The organism is Pseudomonas sp. S3_B11 (assembly GCF_054667715.1).
The window spans coordinates 1,600,947-1,616,085 of the sequence record NZ_CP162749.1; the positions used below are offsets into that span (position 1 = coordinate 1,600,947).

A 15,139-nucleotide genomic window follows, 5' to 3' on the forward strand; every position below is an offset into this window, starting at 1 on the left:
ACCCCACAGTGGTAAAAGTAGTACCGGTTGTGCACATTCACTTTTTTACCTGCTCGTCATGGGCAGTTTTTTATAGTCATTCAACAGATGGACGCGCCGTTGGCGCAGGAAAAGAAGCGTTTTGAAGAAATCCACCGCAGCACCCAAACCAGTCGTTCCGCTCTGGCGCCAGCAATTGCACTACCGGCTCAAGGAAGGTGCGTTGATCGCCATCGGCGCCCTGTGCCTGTTCCTGATGATGGCCCTGCTGACCTACGGCAAGGACGATCCGGGCTGGAGCCATAACAGCAAGATCGACGACGTGCAGAACTTCGGCGGTCCGGCCGGTTCCTACAGCGCCGACATCCTGTTCATGGTGCTGGGCTATTTCGCCTACATCTTCCCGCTGCTGCTGGCGATCAAGGCCTATCAGATCTTCCGCCAGCGCCACGAGCCGTGGCAGTGGAGCGGCTGGCTGTTCTCCTGGCGCCTGATCGGCCTGGTGTTCCTGGTGTTGTCGGGGGCCGCGCTGGCCCATATCCATTTCCACGCGCCCACCGGCTTGCCGGCCGGGGCGGGCGGGGCGCTGGGGGAAAGCCTCGGCGACCTGGCCAGGAACGCCCTGAACATCCAGGGCAGCACGCTGCTGTTCATCGCCCTGTTCCTGTTCGGCCTGACGGTGTTCACCGACCTGTCATGGTTCAAGGTCATGGACGTCACCGGCAAGATCACCCTCGACCTGATCGAGCTGATCCAGGGCGCCATGAATCGCTGGTGGGCGGCGCGCACCGAGCGCAAGCAACTGGTGGCGCAACTGCGTGAAGTCGACGACCGTGTCCACGACGTGGTAGCCCCGACGACGCCGGACAAGCGCGAGCAGGCCAAGGTCAAGGAGCGCCTGATCGAGCGTGAGCAGGCGTTGAGCAAGCACATGTCCGATCGCGAGAAACAGGTGCCGCCGGTCATCACCATGGCCCCGGCCAAGCCGCCCGAGCAAAGCAAGCGCGTCCAGAAAGAGAAACAGGCGCCGCTGTTCGTCGACAGCGCGGTGGAAGGCACCTTGCCGCCGATCTCGATCCTGGACCCGGCCGAGAAGAAACAGCTCAACTACTCGCCCGAATCCCTGGCGGCCGTCGGCCATTTGCTGGAGATCAAGCTCAAGGAGTTCGGCGTCGAGGTCTCGGTGGACTCGATCCACCCGGGCCCGGTCATCACCCGCTACGAAATCCAGCCGGCCGCCGGCGTGAAGGTCAGCCGCATCTCCAACCTCGCGAAAGACCTGGCGCGTTCCCTGGCCGTGACCAGCGTGCGGGTGGTGGAAGTGATTCCCGGCAAGACCACCGTGGGCATCGAGATTCCCAACGAAGACCGGCAGATCGTGCGCTTCTCCGAAGTGCTGTCGACACCTGAGTACGACAACCACAAGTCGCCGGTCACCCTGGCCCTGGGCCACGACATCGGCGGCAAGCCGGTCATCACTGACCTGGCGAAAATGCCCCACCTGCTGGTGGCCGGTACCACCGGTTCCGGTAAGTCGGTGGGCGTGAACGCGATGATCCTGTCGATTCTGTTCAAGTCAGGTCCCGAAGACGCCAAGCTGATCATGATCGACCCGAAAATGCTCGAGCTGTCGATCTACGAAGGCATCCCGCACCTGCTCTGCCCGGTGGTCACCGACATGAAGGACGCCGCCAACGCCTTGCGCTGGAGCGTCGCCGAGATGGAGCGCCGCTACAAGCTGATGGCGAAGATGGGCGTGCGCAACCTGTCGGGCTTCAATGCCAAGGTCAAGGAAGCCGAAGAGGCCGGTACGCCGTTGAGCGACCCGCTGTATCACCGCGAAAATATCCACGACGAAGCGCCGCTGCTGCACAAGCTGCCGACCATCGTGGTGGTGGTGGACGAATTCGCCGACATGATGATGATCGTCGGCAAAAAGGTCGAAGAGCTGATCGCCCGTATTGCCCAGAAGGCCCGTGCGGCCGGTATCCACCTGATCCTCGCCACACAGCGGCCGTCGGTGGACGTGATCACCGGCCTGATCAAGGCCAACATCCCGACCCGCATGGCGTTCCAGGTGTCGAGCAAGATCGACTCGCGGACCATCATCGACCAGGGCGGTGCCGAGCAGCTGCTTGGTCACGGTGACATGCTCTACATGCCGCCGGGCACCAGCCTGCCGATCCGTGTGCATGGCGCGTTCGTCTCCGACGACGAAGTGCACCGCGTGGTGGAGGCCTGGAAACTGCGTGGCGCTCCTGAATACAACGACGACATCCTCAACGGTGTCGAAGAAGCCGGCAGCGGTTTCGAGGGCAGCAGCGGCGGCGGTGACGACGATGCTGAAACCGATGCGCTCTATGACGAAGCGGTGCAATTCGTCCTGGAAAGCCGCCGGGCCTCGATTTCTGCCGTTCAGCGCAAGCTGAAGATTGGCTACAACCGCGCCGCCCGCATGATCGAAGCCATGGAAATGGCCGGGGTGGTGACGGCCATGAACACCAACGGCTCGCGCGAAGTACTGGCGCCGGGCCCGATGCGCGACTAACGACCCGGGCGGCCTGCTGACAGACCGCTCGACCCCCACGACTTCATGAGGACTCCCATGCGCCTGATTCGCATGTTGCTGTTGCCCGTACTGGCCTTGTCTACTTTGTCGGCCCACGCCGGCGAAAAGGACGTGGCTCGCCTGACCCAATTGCTGGGAGGCTCCCAGACCCTGACCGCGCGTTTCTCCCAGTTGACCCTCGATGGCAGTGGTACCCAGTTGCAGGAAACCGCTGGCGACATGGCCCTGCAGCGTCCAGGCCTGTTCTACTGGCACACCGATGCGCCAGCCGAGCAATTGATGGTCTCCGATGGCAAGAAAGTTTCCCTGTGGGACCCGGACCTGGAGCAGGTAACCATCAAGACCCTCGACCAGCGCCTGACCCAGACGCCGGCGCTGCTGCTCTCCGGTGACATTTCCGAGATCAGCCAGAGCTTCGAGATCACCTCCAAGGAGGCCGGTGGCGTGATTGACTTCACCCTCAAGCCCAAGACCAAGGATAGCCTGTTCGACAGTCTGCGCCTGTCGTTCCGTAACGGCCTGGTCAACGACATGCAACTGATCGACAGTGTCGGCCAGCGCACCAATATCCTGTTCACCGGGGTCAAGGCCAACGAGCCGATCGCCGCGTCCAAGTTCAAGTTCGATATCCCCAAGGGTGCGGACGTGATCCAGGAATAAACCAAGACCCGCTGTGGGAAATGGCCTGTAGGAATGGTCTGTGGGAATTGGTCTGTGGGAGCAAGGCTTGCCCGCGATACAGGCACCTCGGTGTATCTGGTAGACCGAGGCGATGCAATCGCGGGCAAGCCTTGCTCCCACAGATCTGCTCCGGCAGAGATCATCGGCACCAGGATTCAGTGGAGGTTGCATAAGTAGTGATGGACCTGTTTCGAAGCGCCCCGATTGCCCAGCCCTTGGCCGCCCGCCTGCGCGCGACCAACCTGGATGAGTACGTCGGCCAGGAGCATGTGCTCGCCCGCGGCAAGCCTCTGCGCGAGGCCTTGGAGCAGGGTGCCTTGCACTCGATGATCTTCTGGGGCCCGCCGGGCGTGGGCAAGACCACCCTGGCGCGGCTGCTGGCGGAAGTCTCGGACGCCCATTTCGAAACGGTGTCGGCGGTACTGGCCGGGGTCAAGGAAATCCGCCAGGCGGTGGAAGTGGCCAAGCAGCAGGCCGGGCAATACGGCAAGCGCACGATCCTGTTCGTCGACGAAGTCCACCGTTTCAACAAGTCCCAACAAGACGCGTTCCTGCCCTACGTCGAAGACGGTACGCTGATTTTCATCGGCGCGACCACCGAAAACCCCTCGTTCGAACTCAACAACGCCTTGCTGTCGCGGGCGCGGGTCTATGTGCTCAAGAGCCTCGACGAGGCGGCGATGCGCAAGTTGGTGCATCGCGCGCTGACCGAGGAGCGCGGCCTGGGCAAGCGGCATCTGAGCCTCAGCGATGAAGGCTTCCAGATCCTGTTTTCAGCCGCCGATGGCGATGGCCGGCGCTTGCTCAACCTGCTGGAAAACGCCTCGGACCTGGCAGAAGACGACAGCGAGATCGGCGTCGAGCTGCTGCAAAGCCTGCTGGGTGACACCCGTCGGCGCTTCGACAAGGGCGGCGAGGCGTTCTACGACCAGATTTCGGCGTTGCACAAATCCATCCGCGGTTCCAACCCCGACGCGGCCTTGTACTGGTTTGCGCGCATGATCGACGGCGGCTGCGATCCGCTGTACCTGGCGCGGCGGGTGGTGCGCATGGCCAGCGAAGACATCGGCAATGCCGACCCGCGGGCCCTGAGCCTGTGCCTGGCAGCCTGGGACGTGCAGGAGCGCCTCGGCAGCCCGGAAGGCGAGCTTGCCGTGGCCCAGGCGATCACCTACCTGGCCTGCGCGCCGAAAAGCAACGCCGTGTACATGGGTTTCAAGGCGGCGATGCGCAGCGCTACCGAGCACGGTTCCCTCGAGGTGCCGCTGCACCTGCGCAACGCGCCGACCAAGCTCATGAAGCAGCTGGGCTACGGCGAAGAATACCGTTACGCCCACGATGAGCCGGACGCCTATGCCGCCGGCGAAGACTATTTTCCCGATGAACTCGAACCCCAGCGCTTCTATCAGCCGGTGCCTCGTGGCCTGGAGCTGAAGATCGGCGAGAAGCTCAACCACTTGGCGCAACTGGACCGCTTGAGTCCACGGCAGCGGAGAAAACCTTGATCCCCTTGATTCTTGCAGTTTCCGCCGGTGGCGTTGCGGGTACGTTGGTGCGCTTCGCGACCGGCAACTGGATCAACGCAAATTGGCCGCGGCACTTCTATACCGCGACGCTGGCCGTTAATATCGTGGGCTGTCTGCTGATCGGTGTTCTATACGGTCTGTTTTTGATGCGCCCGGAAGTGCCTATCGAGGTGCGTGCGGGCCTGATCGTCGGCTTTCTTGGCGGCCTGACGACCTTTTCATCCTTTTCACTGGATACGGTGCGCTTGCTGGAAAGCGGGCAAGTGCCGCTGGCCCTGGGCTATGCGGCCATCAGCGTATTCGGCGGGCTGCTCGCCACCTGGGCTGGCCTGTCCTTGACCAAACTTTGATAACGAGAGACCGACATGCTCGATTCCAAACTGTTACGTAGCAACCTTCAGGACGTAGCGGACCGCCTGGCATCCCGTGGCTTTGCCCTGGACGTCGCGCGCATCGAAGCGCTGGAAGAACAGCGCAAGACCGTCCAGACCCGCACCGAAGCCCTGCAGGCTGAACGTAACGCGCGCTCCAAGTCCATCGGCCAGGCCAAGCAGCGCGGTGAAGACATCGCGCCGCTGATGGCTGATGTCGAGCGCATGGCGGGCGAATTGAGCGCCGGCAAGGTCGAGCTGGACGCGATCCAGACCGAGCTGGATTCGATCCTGTTGGGCATCCCGAACCTGCCTCACGAATCGGTGCCGGTCGGTGAAGACGAAGAGGGCAACGTCGAAGTGCGCCGTTGGGGCACGCCGAAAGCCTTCGATTTCCCGGTCCAGGACCACGTGGCCCTGGGCGAGAAATTCGGCTGGCTGGACTTCGAAACCGCCGCCAAGCTGTCGGGCGCTCGTTTTGCCTTGCTGCGCGGGCCGATTGCCCGCCTGCACCGGGCCCTGGCCCAGTTCATGATCAACCTGCACGTCACCGAGCATGGCTACGAAGAGGCCTACACGCCTTACCTGGTCCAGGCCCCGGCTCTGCAAGGTACTGGCCAGTTGCCGAAGTTCGAGGAAGATCTGTTCAAGATCAGCCGCGAAGGCGAGGCAGACCTGTACCTGATCCCGACCGCCGAAGTGTCGCTGACCAACATCGTGGCCGGCGAAATCGTCGACGCCAAGCAACTGCCGATCAAGTTCGTTGCCCACACGCCGTGCTTCCGCAGTGAAGCCGGGGCGTCGGGCCGTGACACCCGTGGCATGATCCGCCAGCACCAGTTCGACAAGGTCGAGATGGTGCAGATCGTCGAGCCTTCGAAGTCCATGGAAGCGCTGGAAAGCCTGACCGCCAACGCCGAGAAGGTCCTGCAACTGCTGGAACTGCCGTATCGCACCCTGGCGCTGTGCACCGGCGACATGGGCTTCAGTGCGGTCAAGACCTACGACCTGGAAGTCTGGATCCCGAGCCAGGACAAGTACCGCGAGATTTCCTCGTGCTCCAACTGCGGCGACTTCCAGGCCCGCCGCATGCAGGCGCGTTTCCGCAATCCGGAAACCGGTAAGCCGGAACTGGTCCACACCCTTAATGGCTCCGGCCTGGCGGTGGGTCGTACCCTGGTGGCCGTGCTGGAAAACTACCAGCAGGCCGACGGTTCGATCCGTGTGCCTGAAGTGTTGAAGCCCTACATGGGCGGCATCGAGGTCATCGGCTAAATGGACTATTTGCCACTGTTCCACAACCTGCGCGGCAGCCGCGTGCTGGTGGTCGGCGGTGGGGAGATTGCCTTGCGCAAGTCCCGCCTGCTGGCTGATGCCGGCGCGTTGCTGCGGGTGGTTGCACCCGACATCGAACCGCAGTTGCGGGAACTGGTCAGTGGCAGCGGCGGCGAGTGCCTCCAGCGCGGTTACCTTGAAACGGATCTGGACGGTTGCGGGCTGATCATTGCCGCCACCGACGACGAACCGCTCAATGCCCAGGTCTCGGCAAACGCCCATAAGCGTTGCGTGCCGGTCAACGTGGTGGACGCGCCAGCGCTGTGCAGCGTGATTTTCCCGGCGATCGTCGACCGCTCACCCTTGGTGATCGCGGTGTCCAGCGGCGGCGATGCGCCGGTGCTGGCGCGGCTGATCCGGGCCAAGCTGGAAACCTGGATTCCGTCGACCTACGGGCAGTTGGCTGGGCTGGCGGCGCGTTTTCGCAGCCAGGTCAAAGGCTTGTTTCCCGATGTACAGCAACGACGGGCGTTCTGGGAAGAAGTGTTCCAGGGCCCTATCGCCGACCGGCAACTGGCCGGGCAGGGCGCTGAAGCCGAGCGCCTGCTGCGGGAAAAGATCGATGGCCAGGCGCCGGACGCGCCGGGCGAAGTTTATCTGGTGGGCGCCGGGCCGGGCGATCCGGACCTGTTGACTTTCCGCGCCTTGCGCTTGATGCAACAGGCGGACGTGGTGCTGTACGACCGCCTGGTGGCGCCGGCGATCCTGGAGCTCTGCCGGCGCGACGCCGAGCGCATCTACGTCGGCAAGCGCCGTTCCGAACATGCCGTACCCCAAGACCAGATCAACCAGCAATTGGTGGACCTGGCTCGCCAAGGCAAGCGCGTGGTGCGGTTGAAGGGCGGTGATCCGTTCATCTTCGGGCGCGGCGGCGAGGAGATCGAAGAGCTGGCGGCCCATGGCATCCCGTTCCAGGTCGTCCCGGGCATCACCGCGGCCAGTGGTTGCGCGGCCTACGCCGGAATCCCGCTGACCCATCGCGACTACGCCCAATCGGTGCGTTTCATCACCGGCCATCTCAAGGACGGCACCAGCGACTTGCCATGGGCCGACCTGGTCTCTCCGGCCCAGACGCTGGTGTTCTACATGGGCTTGGTCGGCCTGCCGATGATCTGCAGCGAGCTGATCAAGCATGGCCGTGCGGCGGATACGCCAGCGGCGTTGATCCAGCAGGGCACGACGTCCAACCAGCGGGTATTTACCGGCACTTTGGCGGACTTGCCACGGCTGGTGGCCGAGCACGAAGTGCATGCGCCGACCCTGGTGATTGTTGGGGAAGTGGTGCAGTTGCGCGAGAAGCTGGCGTGGTTTGAAGGGGCTCAAGGCCAGGTCTGAAACCGTGTTGTCCCGATTGCGAGCAAGCTCGCTCCCACAGTGGACCGTGTTTGAATACAGTCCAATGTGGGAGCGAGCTTGCTCGCGATGAGGCCCTCAAATACAGCGAAAACCCAGGTTCAATCCCCAGCCCCACGCCAAATCCCTTTCCCACTCAACCTTCCCCGATCATGGGCGACCGTAAGGTCCTGCTTCGGCCCCTTGGGCACGATCCCATTGGGGTTGATGGTCTTGTGGCTGCCGTAGTAATGGCCTTGGATGTGGGTGAAATCCACGGTCTCGGCAATGCCTGGCCACTGGTACAACTCCCGCAGCCAGTTCGACAGGTTCGGATAATCGGCGATGCGCCGCAGGTTGCATTTGAAGTGGCCGAAGTACACCGCGTCGAAGCGGATGATCGTAGTGAATAGGCGAATATCCGCCTCGGTCAGGTATTCGCCAGCCAGGTAACGGCGGGTTGCCAGCAACGCTTCCAGCCAATCCAGTTCGGCAAATAGCCGGTCGAAGGCTTCTTCATACGCGGCTTGGGTCGTGGCGAATCCGGCACGGTACACACCGTTGTTCACCGCCGGGTAGATCCGCTCGTTCAAGGCGTCGATATCGCGGCGCAGGTGTTCGGGATACAGGTCCAGGTCGTTGCCAGTCAAGTCGTCGAAGGCACTGTTGAACATGCGGATGATTTCCGCCGATTCATTGTTGACGATGCGTTGTTGGCGTTTGTCCCACAGCACCGGCACGGTAACGCGGCCAGTGTAGTCCGGCGTGTTGGCGGTGTAGCGCTGATGCAGGAAGCTCAGGTTGTCGAGTTTGTCGCCAGTGGAGCCGTGGGTCTTGTCGAAGGTCCAGCCGTTTTCCAACATCAGGTAGCTGACCACCGACACATCGATCAAGTCTTCCAGGCCCTTGAGCTTGCGCAAGATCAGCGTGCGGTGCGCCCAGGGGCAGGCCAGGGACACGTACAAATGGTAGCGCCCGGCCTCGGCGGCAAAACCGCTGTCGCCCGAAGGGCCGGCGCTGCCGTCGGCAGTCACCCAGTGACGGCGTTGCGCCTGTTCGCGCTGGAAGGTGCCGTCCTTGCTTTCATACCACTGATCCTGCCAGCGGCCCTCGACTAACAAACCCATCTCGATCTCCTCGGCCAATAAACGTTGGAGGCGAGTCTATTCCGATAGGTTCGGAGTAAAAGCGCAAAGGTTGGGCGCTAATGATCGGTTAAATCGAACGATCCCGGGCATCCCAATACTGCCGGGCTTTGTCGAACGCTTCTTCGCGCGCCAGGCCCAGGCCACGCAAGGCCAGGGCCATGGTGGCGATCAGCGCCAGTTGTGGGTAGCTGTCCTCGACGTCGCCACGCCAGATCGCCTTCAAGTGCTCGGGATCGAGGTTTTCCGGTTTGACGTGGCGCTGCTCGGCCAATCGCGGCCATTCTTCGTCCCAACTGACGCCGCCGGTGGTGCCGTACAAGTGGCTGTCGGCGTCCGGGTTGATTTCGATCTCGCCGCCGTCGCCCTTGATGACGATGGCGGTATCACCGAGCAAGCCGCTGGCATCGCGGTGCACGGCCTGATAGCCCGGGTGGAAGATGCTTTGCAAGCCGCACCGGGCGGCCAGCGGGTTGAGGATGCGTGCCAGGGAGTGGATCGGCGAGCGCAGGCCCAGGGTGTTGCGCAGGTCAATCATCCGCTGCATCTGCGGCGCCCAGTCCACCAGCGGCATGAAGGCCAGACCGCCGTTGTCCAGCGCGCTGCCGACCTGCTGCCAATCCCGGCACAGTGGGATCTGCAACAAACCCAGCAATTGTTCGGTGTAGAGCCGGCCTGCCGTATGAGCGCCACCGCCGTGCATGAAGATCCGCACGCCGTTCTGCCCAAGGCACTTGGCCGCCAGCAGGTACCACGGCAAATGGCGCTTCTTGCCGGCGTAGGTCGGCCAGTCGAGGTCCACCGCCAACGCCGGGACCACCAGGCGTTCACGCAGGGCCTCGGTGAAACCGGCCATCTCCTCGGCACTTTCTTCCTTGTGTCGCAGCAACATCAGGAAGGCGCCTAGCTGGGTGTCCTCGACCTTTTCGTCGAGCACCAGGCCCATGGCTTCGCGAGCTTCTTCGCGGGTCAGGTTGCGGGCACCGCGCTTGCCTTTGCCAAGGATGCGCACGAACTGGGCGAACGGGTGTTCGGCCGGGGTCTCAAGGGTCAGCGATGGGAAGTCGGTCATAAGCAATTCGTCGGTTTGGGCAGGCCCGCCAGCTTGGCGGCGAGTTTGGCGGGAGTGCCTTTGAACAATCGGTTCAGGTACAGGCTATTGCCTTTGTCCGCGCCCAGTTTCAGTGCCGTGTACTTGATCAGCGGTCGGGTCGCGGGGGAGAGCTGGAATTCGTTGTAGAAGCCGCGCAGCAGTTCGAGGATTTCCCAGTGTTCGGGGCTCAGCTCGATGTCTTCGGCGGTTGCCAGGGCCGTGGCGACCTCGGCCGACCAGTCGTCAAGGTCGGCCAGGTAGCCGTCCTTGTCCAGCGCGATGGCGCGGTCGCCCACGTTCAGCGTCTTCATAGCCAGGTGTTGACCTTGTCGTGCTCGATCGACAGCTCGACGAAACCTGAGTAGTTGATGGCTTCGGCCCAGTCTGGCGTGTCCAGGGCGCGGGCCTGGAGGTCTTCGGCGAGCACGAACAGGTTCACGCCGGCGGCCTGCAGCACCTCAAACGGTGGGCTGCCCGGTTGCAACGCGTACGTCGCGTCGCCGCACAGCAGCAGCGCATCCTGATTGCCCAGTACCCGCAGGCAACTGGCGAGGCGGTTATCGCCGAAGGGCGAATGAGACAACACGTGCAAAGTCGACATCAGAGGGTGATCACCTGGTCGTAACGGTCAATGAGCGCGGCGATTTGCGGCGCGGTCAGTGCTTTCACGTCGCCCAGCGCCAAGGTATCGGTGGCGATACCTCGTTCGGCGGCGCTGTCGGCACAGAGGAACAGGTCCTCGACGCCGAACATCGGCAACGCCTGCAGGTTGGCGCTCAGGTCCTTTTGCTGGACCGCCTTGGCGTTTTGGCCGGCGGTGAGCTGGAACACCCCGTCATCGAGAAACAGCAGGCCGATCGGCAGGTCGAATGCACCGCCGGCCAGGACGATGTCCAGCGCTTCACGGGCACCGGGGCCGGACCATGGGGCCTGGCGGCTGATGAGCAATAAAGACTTGGCCATCACGCGCCTCCAAAGCAGATCAAACGGTCGGCGTCCTGGATCGCATCGTGCAACTGGCCCAGCCCGGACAAGGCCCAGGGCGCCTCGACACTGGCCGCCGAACGCTGGTAGCGCTGGGCCTCTTCCTCGTTCAACACCCCACGACGCAACGCCGCCGCGATGCAGACCACGCCGTCGAGCTGGTTGTCGCTGACAAAGGTTCGCCATTGCTGGGGCAGGTCCTGTTCGTCCTGGGGCGTGACGACACTGGCGCAGGCGTTATAGACGCCGTCCTGATAGAAAAACAGCCGCACGATCTCATGCCCGCCCGCCAGCGCAGCCTGGGCAAACAGCAAGGCACGGCGCGAGGAGGGCGCATGGGCGGCGGAAAACAGCGCGATGGCGAACTTCATGACAGACCCGATCAGCAAAACTGCGGCCATGATAAAGCTTTATGGGCGGTGGGGCGATTGCCAGGGAAGGGGGCGAGACCTGTTTGGTTCAGGGGCATTTAAAGAATGCTCCTGCTCGGCTGCTCCTACAGGCCACAGGGAAAGTGCTCAGTCCTGGAGTTTGAGGCCATGCAACTCGCAATACTCCGCCCATTCCATCCCCGCCATCTCCGCCACTTCCTTGTGCACTTCCAGGCGCTGGGCCTGGTAGTCCTGGGGTGAAGCGGCGGTCAGTTGCAGGGTCAGTTCCCAGGCAAACAGGCCCAGGCGCTCGGCCTCGGCTTCGAAGGCTTCATGCAACCGCTCGGCGCGGTACTGCGCGGCAGTCTCGCCCTTGGCCTGGGCCAGCAGCGGGTTGAGGTGGTCCAGCTCGACGCGCAGCTCGGGGCGCTCGTCGAGGAATTTTTCCAGGGCTCGTTCGTGTTGCTGTTCGGTTGCCGCCATGGTCACTCCTTGGGGGATGCAGACTGCTTCTTGCTGGCCTTGGCCGCAGCCGCCAGGCATTCGAGGGCGAATTGTTCGGTGTAGGTCATCTGGATCGGCGTGGTTTCGCCCTTGACGGTGCGTTCGCCGTCGAGGATGTAGCGAATCCGCTTGTCGGTGACGCCGAGGCGCTTGGCGATCCAGGACGGTGTCTGGCCGATCTGGCTGATCAGTTTGTCGGCGTATTCGGCGGTGGGTTTGTAGAATTCGGCGTTGGGGGTCATGGGGTGTTCCGCGTGGCTGGTGGCAATGGCGCGACAGGGTGCGCGAATCGCAGGCCGATGTCCCGTGTAAATTTCAGTAAAGCAGCACGAAGGCCCGGGCCGCAGTGCTACAGTCCGTTTTTTTCTTGATGAGTGAACGCAATGCGAATGTTGACCGTGGCCCTGGCCGCAACCTTGCTGGCCGGCTGCGCGGGTTCGGCGATGAACGAGGCCCGGACCCAGGCCCCTTACAAGACCCTGACCTCGGACAAACCCGAACAGGTCGTGGCCCAGTGCGTGCAGTTCTCCTGGCAGGACGAAGCGGTGTTTGGTGTCGATGCCGGCGCCTACCTGCAACCGGGCAAGAAGGGCGGCTCGACGGTCTACACCCGCTCTGCCGAATCGTTTGTCGATCTGCATGCCGGTGCGACAGGCACCGAGTTGAGTTATTACGCCAAGCATGACGACTTCGTGGCCAAGCGCCGGTTGGCGGCGTTGGCGACGTGTCTTTAAGCAGATAGGCCGATCGCGAGCAGGCTCGCTCCCACAGAGGATTGGCGGTGAATCCGGCCCCCTTGTGGGAGCGAGCTTGCTCGCGATGGCGGTGGGTCAGACGACAGTGTTGACTGCTAGATGGTTATCGCGAGCAAGCTCGCTCCCACAGGGTTTGCGTTTCAATCTGTAGGCGTCAGGCGCTTCTGGAAGAAGAAGTGCTGGTGGCCTGGCGGGTAGTCGTCGATCTGGCCGATTTCCGTGAAGCCGTGTTTGCGGTAGAACTCCGGCGCCTGGAAGTCGAAGGTGTCCAACCAGATGCCCACGCAGTTTTTCTCCCGGGCCAGTTCTTCGGCCATCTGCATCAGGGTCGAGCCCGTGCCCTGGCCCCGGGCCTGTTCCGGCACCACCAGCAGCTCGATATACAGCCAGCCGAAAAACACTCGGCCGTAGAGCCCCCCAACGATTTCGTCCTGTTCGTCCCGCACCAGCCAAGCCACCAGTTCAGGCACCGTCCCGCCGGTCTTGGCCGTGTTATAGGCGCGTAGCGGGGCGAGGATGGCTTGGCGTTCTTCGTCGGTGGGCGTGTCCGTGCGTTCGATTCGTAGCGTCATCGGCGATGTCCTTATGCAGTCAAGATGAACCGCAGGAGCCTATCTCAAAGGCTACCGTGGCGTCACCCGGTGGACGGGAGAACAGGCGCATTACGCAAACCAGGCCATACTAGCTAGTTGCTTGATGCGATCCCCGACTTTTTAAAACAAGAAGAGGCCGACTCATGAAGTTCGAATCCTTTGCCCGGACCCTCATTGCCACCACCCTGACCCTCAGCTGTTTGTATGCCCAGGCCGCCTCCCAGGCGCCAGTGGCCGCCGAGAACGGCATGGTGGTCACCGCCCAGCACCTGGCGACCCACGTGGGTGTCGATGTGCTCAAGAGCGGCGGCAATGCCGTGGATGCGGCGGTGGCGGTGGGGTATGCCCTGGCGGTGGTGTATCCGGCGGCGGGTAACCTGGGCGGGGGTGGCTTCATGACCCTGCAAATGGCCGATGGCCGCAAGACGTTCCTGGATTTCCGCGAAAAAGCGCCCCTGGCCGCCACGGCCAACATGTACCTGGACAAGGATGGCAACGTCGTCCCCGACCTCAGCACCCGCGGACACCTGGCCGTGGGCGTGCCCGGCACCGTCTCCGGCATGGAGTTGGCATTGAAGAAATACGGCAGTAAACCGCGGGCGGAATTGATCGCCCCGGCCATCAAGTTCGCCGAGGAAGGCTTTGCCCTGGAGCAGGGCGATGTCGATCTGCTGGAAACCGCCACCGATGTGTTCAAGAAGGACATGCGTGACTCCGGGGCGATCTTCCTGCACAACGGCGAGCCCATGCAGGTCGGCCAGAAACTGGTGCAAAAAGACCTCGCCAAGACCCTGCGGGAAATCTCCGCCAAGGGTGCCGACGGTTTCTACAAGGGTTGGGTCGCCGATGCCCTGGTCACCTCCAGCCAGGCCAACAAAGGCATCATCACCCAGGCCGACCTGGACAAGTACAAGACCCGCGAGCTGGCCCCGGTGGAGTGCGACTACCGCGGCTACCACATCATCTCGGCGCCGCCGCCCAGTTCCGGTGGAGTGGTGCTGTGCCAGATCATGAACATCCTCGACGGCTATCCGATGAAGGACCTGGGATTCCATTCGGCCCAGGGCATGCACTATCAGATCGAAGCCATGCGCCACGCCTACGTGGACCGCAACAGTTACCTGGGGGACCCGGACTTCGTGAAGAACCCCATCGACCATCTGCTGGATAAAAACTACGCCGCCAAGCTGCGGGCCGCGATCGAACCGCAAAAGGCCGGCGACTCGCAGAAGATCAAGCCCGGCGTGGCGCCCCATGAGGGCAGCAACACCACCCATTACTCCATCGTCGACCAGTGGGGCAATGCCGTTTCGGTCACCTACACCCTGAACGACTGGTTCGGTGCCGGTGTCATGGCAAGCAAGACCGGGGTGATTCTCAACGATGAAATGGACGACTTCACCGCCAAGGTCGGCGTGCCCAACATGTATGGCCTGGTGCAGGGCGAAGCCAACGCCATCGCGCCGGGCAAGGCGCCGCTGTCATCCATGAGCCCGACCATTGTCACCAAGGACGGCAAGACGGTCATGGTGGTCGGCACCCCGGGCGGCAGCCGGATCATCACCGCGACGTTGCTGACGATCCTCAATGTGATCGACTACGGCATGAACCTCCAGGAGGCTGTCGACGCCCCACGTTTCCACCAACAGTGGATGCCGGAGGAAACCAACCTGGAGACTTTTGCGGCCAGCCCGGATACCCGCAAGCTGCTGGAGAGCTGGGGGCACAAGTTTGCCGGCCCGCAGGACCCCAACCACATTGCCGCGATCCTGGTCGGTGCGCCGTCATTGGGTGGCAAACCGGTGGGCAAGAACCGCTTCTATGGCGCCAACGACCCCCGTCGCAACACTGGGTTGTCGCTGGGGTATTGAGTTATCGCGCGGCTGCGATATTGTTTGAAG

General features: G+C 62.8%; 17 protein-coding genes. 8 read left to right on the top strand and 9 right to left on the bottom strand.

Features of this window, described 5'->3' with window-relative positions; translation table 11 throughout:
• Nucleotides 1–121 precede the first annotated feature (121 nt).
• The 6 genes from AB4O22_RS07510 (at nt 122) to cysG (ending at nt 7,796) form a co-directional block, all read left to right on the top strand.
• On the top strand, nt 122–2,527 hold the full coding sequence (locus tag AB4O22_RS07510) for a DNA translocase FtsK (protein ID WP_003203332.1): 2,406 nt from the start codon (nt 122–124) through the stop codon (nt 2,525–2,527).
• A gap of 57 nt (nt 2,528–2,584) precedes the next feature.
• On the top strand, nt 2,585–3,208 hold the full coding sequence (gene lolA, locus AB4O22_RS07515) for an outer membrane lipoprotein chaperone LolA (protein WP_003203330.1): 624 nt from the start codon (nt 2,585–2,587) through the stop codon (nt 3,206–3,208).
• 200 nt (nt 3,209–3,408) lie between these two features.
• A complete protein-coding gene (locus tag AB4O22_RS07520; RefSeq protein ID WP_003203328.1) occupies nt 3,409–4,734 on the top strand; it encodes a replication-associated recombination protein A in 1,326 nt (441 codons plus the stop codon).
• On the top strand, nt 4,731–5,105 hold the full coding sequence (crcB, locus tag AB4O22_RS07525; RefSeq protein ID WP_013693703.1) for a fluoride efflux transporter CrcB: 375 nt from the start codon (nt 4,731–4,733) through the stop codon (nt 5,103–5,105). The genes AB4O22_RS07520 and crcB overlap by 4 nt, the downstream gene beginning before the upstream one ends.
• Before the next feature lie 15 nt (nt 5,106–5,120).
• Complete coding sequence (gene serS, locus AB4O22_RS07530) at nt 5,121–6,401, top strand: serine--tRNA ligase (RefSeq protein WP_003203323.1); 1,281 nt, start codon at nt 5,121–5,123, stop codon at nt 6,399–6,401.
• The gene (gene cysG, locus AB4O22_RS07535) at nt 6,402–7,796 is read left to right on the top strand and encodes a siroheme synthase CysG (protein ID WP_460096060.1); all 1,395 of its coding nucleotides are present in this window, start codon (nt 6,402–6,404) and stop codon (nt 7,794–7,796) included.
• Nucleotides 7,797–7,915: 119 nt separating this feature from the next.
• On the opposite strand, the gene AB4O22_RS07540 is transcribed toward cysG, so the two are convergent.
• The 8 genes from AB4O22_RS07540 to AB4O22_RS07575 form a co-directional block, all read right to left on the bottom strand.
• Nucleotides 7,916–8,920 (bottom strand): glutathione S-transferase family protein, encoded by a 1,005-nt coding sequence (locus tag AB4O22_RS07540; protein ID WP_460096061.1) that lies wholly within the window; start codon nt 8,918–8,920, stop codon nt 7,916–7,918.
• Between the two features lie 88 nt (nt 8,921–9,008).
• Nucleotides 9,009–10,010 carry a glycosyl transferase family protein gene (locus tag AB4O22_RS07545; protein ID WP_046064134.1) on the bottom strand — a complete coding sequence of 334 codons (1,002 nt, stop codon included), beginning with the start codon at nt 10,008–10,010 and terminating at the stop codon, nt 9,009–9,011.
• Nucleotides 10,007–10,342, bottom strand: a complete 336-nt coding sequence (locus AB4O22_RS07550) for a TusE/DsrC/DsvC family sulfur relay protein (protein ID WP_460096062.1) — start codon at nt 10,340–10,342, stop codon at nt 10,007–10,009. Before AB4O22_RS07550 ends, AB4O22_RS07545 begins: the two co-directional genes overlap by 4 nt.
• Entirely contained in the window at nt 10,339–10,632 is a 294-nt protein-coding gene (gene tusB, locus AB4O22_RS07555) for a sulfurtransferase complex subunit TusB (RefSeq protein WP_003203312.1), read from the bottom strand. Before tusB ends, AB4O22_RS07550 begins: the two co-directional genes overlap by 4 nt.
• A complete protein-coding gene (gene tusC, locus AB4O22_RS07560; RefSeq protein WP_014337699.1) occupies nt 10,632–10,994 on the bottom strand; it encodes a sulfurtransferase complex subunit TusC in 363 nt (120 codons plus the stop codon). Before tusC ends, tusB begins: the two co-directional genes overlap by 1 nt.
• Entirely contained in the window at nt 10,994–11,386 is a 393-nt protein-coding gene (tusD, locus tag AB4O22_RS07565) for a sulfurtransferase complex subunit TusD (RefSeq protein ID WP_013693700.1), read from the bottom strand. The genes tusC and tusD overlap by 1 nt, the downstream gene beginning before the upstream one ends.
• Before the next feature lie 147 nt (nt 11,387–11,533).
• The gene (locus tag AB4O22_RS07570) at nt 11,534–11,869 is read right to left on the bottom strand and encodes a DUF6388 family protein (protein WP_003203305.1); all 336 of its coding nucleotides are present in this window, start codon (nt 11,867–11,869) and stop codon (nt 11,534–11,536) included.
• Nucleotides 11,870–11,871: 2 nt separating this feature from the next.
• On the bottom strand, nt 11,872–12,132 hold the full coding sequence (locus tag AB4O22_RS07575; RefSeq protein WP_003203303.1) for a hypothetical protein: 261 nt from the start codon (nt 12,130–12,132) through the stop codon (nt 11,872–11,874).
• Between the two features lie 141 nt (nt 12,133–12,273).
• Between AB4O22_RS07575 and AB4O22_RS07580 the strand changes: the two genes are divergently transcribed.
• A complete protein-coding gene (locus tag AB4O22_RS07580) occupies nt 12,274–12,624 on the top strand; it encodes a hypothetical protein (RefSeq protein WP_013693699.1) in 351 nt (116 codons plus the stop codon).
• 161 nt (nt 12,625–12,785) lie between these two features.
• Here AB4O22_RS07580 and AB4O22_RS07585 read toward each other — a convergent pair whose 3' ends face one another.
• Complete coding sequence (locus AB4O22_RS07585) at nt 12,786–13,217, bottom strand: GNAT family N-acetyltransferase (RefSeq protein WP_223473020.1); 432 nt, start codon at nt 13,215–13,217, stop codon at nt 12,786–12,788.
• A 164-nt stretch (nt 13,218–13,381) separates the two neighbouring features.
• On the opposite strand from AB4O22_RS07585, the gene ggt reads away from it, so the two are divergent.
• Nucleotides 13,382–15,109, top strand: a complete 1,728-nt coding sequence (gene ggt / locus AB4O22_RS07590; RefSeq protein WP_460096063.1) for a gamma-glutamyltransferase — start codon at nt 13,382–13,384, stop codon at nt 15,107–15,109.
• Nucleotides 15,110–15,139 lie beyond the last annotated feature (30 nt).

Bases quoted from the DNA above. Each gene is read 5' to 3' on its own strand.
- lolA (WP_003203330.1), top strand. From the start codon at position 2,585: ATGCGCCTGATTCGCATGTTGCTGTTGCCCGTACTGGCCTTGTCTACT.
- AB4O22_RS07520 (WP_003203328.1), top strand. From the start codon at position 3,409: ATGGACCTGTTTCGAAGCGCCCCGATTGCCCAGCCCTTGGCCGCCCGC.
- serS (WP_003203323.1), top strand. From the start codon at position 5,121: ATGCTCGATTCCAAACTGTTACGTAGCAACCTTCAGGACGTAGCGGAC.
- cysG (WP_460096060.1), top strand. From the start codon at position 6,402: ATGGACTATTTGCCACTGTTCCACAACCTGCGCGGCAGCCGCGTGCTG.
- AB4O22_RS07540 (WP_460096061.1), bottom strand. From the start codon at position 8,920: ATGGGTTTGTTAGTCGAGGGCCGCTGGCAGGATCAGTGGTATGAAAGC.
- AB4O22_RS07545 (WP_046064134.1), bottom strand. From the start codon at position 10,010: ATGACCGACTTCCCATCGCTGACCCTTGAGACCCCGGCCGAACACCCG.
- AB4O22_RS07550 (WP_460096062.1), bottom strand. From the start codon at position 10,342: ATGAAGACGCTGAACGTGGGCGACCGCGCCATCGCGCTGGACAAGGAC.
- tusB (WP_003203312.1), bottom strand. From the start codon at position 10,632: ATGTCGACTTTGCACGTGTTGTCTCATTCGCCCTTCGGCGATAACCGC.
- tusC (WP_014337699.1), bottom strand. From the start codon at position 10,994: ATGGCCAAGTCTTTATTGCTCATCAGCCGCCAGGCCCCATGGTCCGGC.
- tusD (WP_013693700.1), bottom strand. From the start codon at position 11,386: ATGAAGTTCGCCATCGCGCTGTTTTCCGCCGCCCATGCGCCCTCCTCG.
- AB4O22_RS07570 (WP_003203305.1), bottom strand. From the start codon at position 11,869: ATGGCGGCAACCGAACAGCAACACGAACGAGCCCTGGAAAAATTCCTC.
- AB4O22_RS07575 (WP_003203303.1), bottom strand. From the start codon at position 12,132: ATGACCCCCAACGCCGAATTCTACAAACCCACCGCCGAATACGCCGAC.
- AB4O22_RS07580 (WP_013693699.1), top strand. From the start codon at position 12,274: ATGCGAATGTTGACCGTGGCCCTGGCCGCAACCTTGCTGGCCGGCTGC.
- AB4O22_RS07585 (WP_223473020.1), bottom strand. From the start codon at position 13,217: ATGACGCTACGAATCGAACGCACGGACACGCCCACCGACGAAGAACGC.
- ggt (WP_460096063.1), top strand. From the start codon at position 13,382: ATGAAGTTCGAATCCTTTGCCCGGACCCTCATTGCCACCACCCTGACC.